5 protein-coding genes are annotated in these 4386 nt (G+C 70.6%); all 5 read left to right on the forward strand.

Going from position 1 to position 4386, the window contains the following annotated elements; all coding sequences use genetic code 11:
* The first annotated feature begins 23 nt into the window (after nucleotides 1–23).
* Nucleotides 24–710 (forward strand): ABC transporter permease, encoded by a 687-nt coding sequence (locus AC0CYZ_RS05155; RefSeq protein ID WP_472212990.1) that lies wholly within the window; start codon nucleotides 24–26, stop codon nucleotides 708–710.
* A gap of 10 nt (nucleotides 711–720) precedes the next feature.
* Nucleotides 721–1785, forward strand: a complete 1065-nt coding sequence (locus AC0CYZ_RS05160) for an ABC transporter ATP-binding protein (protein ID WP_472212997.1) — start codon at nucleotides 721–723, stop codon at nucleotides 1783–1785.
* Nucleotides 1782–2588, forward strand: a complete 807-nt coding sequence (locus AC0CYZ_RS05165) for an ABC transporter permease (protein ID WP_472212992.1) — start codon at nucleotides 1782–1784, stop codon at nucleotides 2586–2588. The genes AC0CYZ_RS05160 and AC0CYZ_RS05165 overlap by 4 nt, the downstream gene beginning before the upstream one ends.
* A 139-nt stretch (nucleotides 2589–2727) precedes the next feature.
* Nucleotides 2728–3765, forward strand: coding sequence for a glycine betaine ABC transporter substrate-binding protein (locus tag AC0CYZ_RS05170; RefSeq protein ID WP_472212994.1), 1038 nt, complete (start codon nucleotides 2728–2730; stop codon nucleotides 3763–3765).
* Between the two features lie 188 nt (nucleotides 3766–3953).
* The coding region (locus tag AC0CYZ_RS05175) for a glycine betaine ABC transporter substrate-binding protein (protein ID WP_472212995.1) at nucleotides 3954–4386 on the forward strand (433 nt) is incomplete at its 3' end.

A 4386-nucleotide genomic window follows, 5' to 3' on the forward strand; every position in this document is an offset into this window, starting at 1 on the left:
CCGACCAGAAAGGAAGGAGTGTCGTGAACGTCTTCCAGTACTTCGCGGCGAACAGCGCGCAGATCATCAACCTCACCGTCCAGCACGCCCAGTTCGTCCTCTACTGCGTGGCCACCGGGTCGATCATCAGCATCGTCCTCGGGCTCATCGTGTCCACCGGCGAGCCGAACCCCCGCCGGTTCAGCTTCGACTGGTGGGCCACCGGCGTCCGTGAGGGCTCGCTCCTCGTCACGGCGGCCGTGCTCACGGTGCCCTCGCTCGCGCTGTTCGTGCTGTTCCTGCCCATCACCGGGCTCGGGACGACGACCGCGATCATCGTGCTGACGATCTACACGCTCTACACCGTGCTCCGGAACACCGTCGCCGGGCTCACCGCGGTCGACCGCTCGGTGCTGGAGTCGGCCCGCGGGCTGGGTTACGGGCGCGTCCGTCGGCTCCTCACCATCCAGCTGCCGCTGGCCTGGCCGGTCATCCTCAACGGCATCCGGGTCACGACGCTGATCTCGATCTCCATCGCGGTGGTCGCCTCGATCGTGCAGGGCCCGGGTCTCGGCAAGCTCCTGCTCACCGGCATCACCCGCATCGGCGCGGCGAACGCCTTCCCCCAGGTCCTCATCGGCACGGTCATGTGCCTCGTGGTCGCCGCCGTCTACGAAATCGTCTTCGCCATCGTGTCGCGCCTGACCATCCCGAGGGGGATCCGTGTCTGAGACCGAGAACATGATCGTCCTGGAAGCCGTCGAGAAGATCTATCCGGGATCCACCGCGCCGGCCGTCGAGCGCCTGGACATGGTGGTGCCCAAGGGCGAGATCGTCATGCTCATCGGCCCGTCCGGCTGCGGCAAGACGACCACGCTCAAGATGATGAACCGGCTCATCGAGCCGACCTCGGGGCGCATCCTGCTCGACGGGGACGACGTCACCGACGTCAACGGCGACCAGCTGCGCCGCAAGATCGGCTACGTCATCCAGCAGGGCGGGCTCTTCCCGCACTTCTCGATCGCCGACAACATCGGCGTCGTCCCGAAGATGCTCGGCTGGGACAAGAACAGGATCAAGGAGCGAGCCGACGAGCTGCTCCACCTCGTCGGGCTCGAGCCCGCGACCTACCGGGACCGCTACCCGCGCCAGCTCTCGGGCGGCCAGCAGCAGCGCGTCGGCGTCGCCCGCGCCCTCGCCGCGGACCCGCCGGTCATGCTCATGGACGAGCCGTTCGGCGCGATCGACCCGATCACCCGTGACCGCCTCCAGGACGAGTTCCTCGAGATCCAGCGCACGGTGGGCAAGACGATCGCCTTCGTCACCCACGACCTGCAGGAGGCGGTGAAGCTCGGCGACCGGATCGCGGTCTTCGCCACCGGCGGTCGGCTCGCGCAGTACGACGACCCGGACACCGTGCTCACCCGCCCGGCGGACGACTTCGTGTCCGACTTCGTGGGCGGCGGCGCGGCCGTGCGGCGCCTGTCGCTGCTCGAGCTCTCCCGCCTCGAGCTGCACCCGATCGAGACCGAGGAGTCCGCGGTGGGCAACCGCAACGGCACCCCGGTCGCCGAGGTCGACGCGCAGGGCCGCCCGGTGTCGTGGCGCCACCTCGCCGACCGCGACGCCGCCGGCACGCAGCTGGTGACGGTGCCGCTCTCGGGCACGGTCTACGACGCCGTGGACGTCATGCTCGACGGCGCGGCCTCGCTGGTCGCGGTCGTCGACGACGAGGGCGTGGCCCAGGGCGTCCTGCACTGGAACGACCTCGTCGCGGGCCTCAAGACGCGGGAGCGGAGTCGGTGACCGCGGTCGACCTGCAGCCCGGGGTCCCCACCCCGGCGCAGCAGAAGGCCAAGGGCAGCTCCGGCGGCGGGTTCCTGGGGGCGATCCGGGCCAACTACGACCTGCTGGTCGCCCCGATCATCGTCGTGATCCTCCTGCTGGTCACCTACTTCTACGTCAGCACCCGGAACCTCGACTCGATCGAGACACGCGCCCTCGAACCGGAGAACGTGCTCAGCCAGCTGGGGCAGCACCTGCTGCTCACGCTGTACTCGACGGTCCTGGTGCTCGTGATCGCGGTGCCGGTCGGCATCGCGCTCAGCCGGTCCGGCGCCCGCCGGGTCCAGGGCCCCGTGCTCGCCCTCGGCGGGTTCGCCCAGGCGCTGCCGCCCTTCGGCGTGCTGCTGCTGCTCGGCTTCTGGGAGTTCGGGGTCCGCAGCGCGGTCATCGGCCTCACGCTCGCCGCGCTGCTGCCCGTGCTCCGCAACACCGTGGTCGGTCTCCAGCAGGTCGACCAGGCACTCATCGAGGCGGCCCGCGGAATGGGCATGTCCTCGCGGCAGACCCTCTTCCGGGTCGAGATCCCGCTCGCGGTCCCGGTCATCGTGGCCGGCCTGCGCGTGGCGCTCGTGCTCAACGTCGGCACGGCCACCCTGGCCACCTACATCGGGGCGGGCGGGCTCGGCGAGCTCGTCCAGCAGGCGCTGCGGCTCAACCGCATCAACCTGCTGTTCGTCAGCGGCGTGATCATCGCCGCGCTCGCGCTGCTCATCGACTGGCTGGCCGGCGTCGCCGAGCGGGCCATCGTCAGCCGGTCGGGCTGACGGGACGCCCGGTCGGGACGACCGCCGGGTGGACGAGCGGCCCGGGCGGATCGAGGGAGTCCGCCCGTGCCGTGCAACTCCGCAAGATCAGGCACGACCCAGGCCGAGGTCCCACCGGGGACCTCGCACGACGAAGGAGATGCGACCAGTGCAGGTGAAGACTCCGGGCGGTCAGCCGAGGCTGAGCCGTCTGCGCGGGTGGAAGGCGTCGGCGGTCACGCTGGCGGCCACCGCCCTGCTCGCGGCAGGCTGCGGGGGCCTGTCCGGCAGCGGTCAGCCGGCGGCCACCGGCGGCAGCCTCGCCGCGAGCGGCATCAACCTCGCGGGCCAGACGTTCACCGTCGGCGGCAAGGACTTCGACGAGCAGCTGTTCCTGTGCAAGGCGCAGGTGCAGGCGCTGCAGTCCGTCGGGGCCACCGTCAACGACCGCTGCGGCATCCAGGGCTCCGCCGCCGCGCGGGCCGCCCTGACCAGCGGCCAGGTCGACATGTACTGGTCCTACACGGGCACCGGCTGGATCACCGACCTGAAGCAGACCCAGGTGATCAAGGACCCGATGCAGCAGTACATCGCGACGCGGGACCTGGACAAGAAGCAGAACAACATCGTCTGGACCAACCCGACGCCGTTCAACAACACGTACGCCATCGGCACCACGCAGGCGTTCGCGCAGCAGAACAACATCAAGAACACGACGGACTGGGCGAACTTCATCAATTCCGGCAACCCGAACGCCACGCTCTGCGTGGAGCCCGAGTTCGCCGGCCGTGACGACGGCCTGCCCAACCTGCTGCGCACCTACGGCGTCACCAAGCCGTACAGCTCGCCGCCGGCCGTCACCACGCTCGACACCGGCGTCGTCTACCAGGCGACCGCCAACGGCAACCCCTGCAAGTTCGGCGAGGTGTTCACCACCGACGGCCGCATCCCCGGCCTGAAGCTGGTGGCGCTGCCCGACGACAAGAACTTCTTCCCGATCTACAACGCCTCGAACACCATCCGTGGTGACGTGGCGGCGCGGGCGCCGGGCGTCGTGCAGGTGTCCAACGAGATCGCGAAGCGGCTCGACTACAACACCATGCTGGGCCTCAACGGCCAGATCTCGTCGCAGGGCCAGGACCCGGCCCAGGTGGCGAAGACCTGGCTCCAGCAGCAGGGCCTGATCGGCCAGTCCTGATCCGGCCCGCCGTACCGGTTCGCCACGGACCGGGCCGGCGCTGACCGGGCCGGGGCCCACCCGGCGCGGAGCACGACGGCAACGACGGCGGGGAGGTCCTCCGGGGCCTCCCCGCCGTCGTCTGCGCAGGCCTCCCGTCCCGGGGGCGCCACTCCACCCGCACGACCGCGATCCCCGGAAGGAACGGCATGGGGCGTGTCCGACTGCTCCCCCGGCTCACCGCCGCCGTCCTCGCCCTGTGCTGCGTCGCCACCCTCGCCGCGGGCTGCTCGAGCACGCCACCGCCCCGCCTGACCGCCCCCGGGAGCTTCGCGCACGACGTCGACCTGTCCGGCCAGACCTACGTGGTGGGGTCGAAGGAGTTCGACGAGCAGCTGCTGTTGTGCCGGATGACGATCGCGCTGCTGCAGTCCGCGGGAGCGAACGTCGTCGACCGGTGCGACACCCAGGGCTCGGACACCGTCCGCTCGGCCCTGACCACCGGGGCGATCGACATGTACTGGGAGTACACCGGCACGGCGTGGCGCATCTACCTGCGCCAGGAGGCCCGGCTGACCGACCCCGACGACCTGTTCACCGCCGTGCGCGACGCCGACGCCCCCAACGGGGTCTCCTGGCTGC

The sequence above is a fragment of the Actinomycetospora sp. genome, from assembly GCF_055612215.1.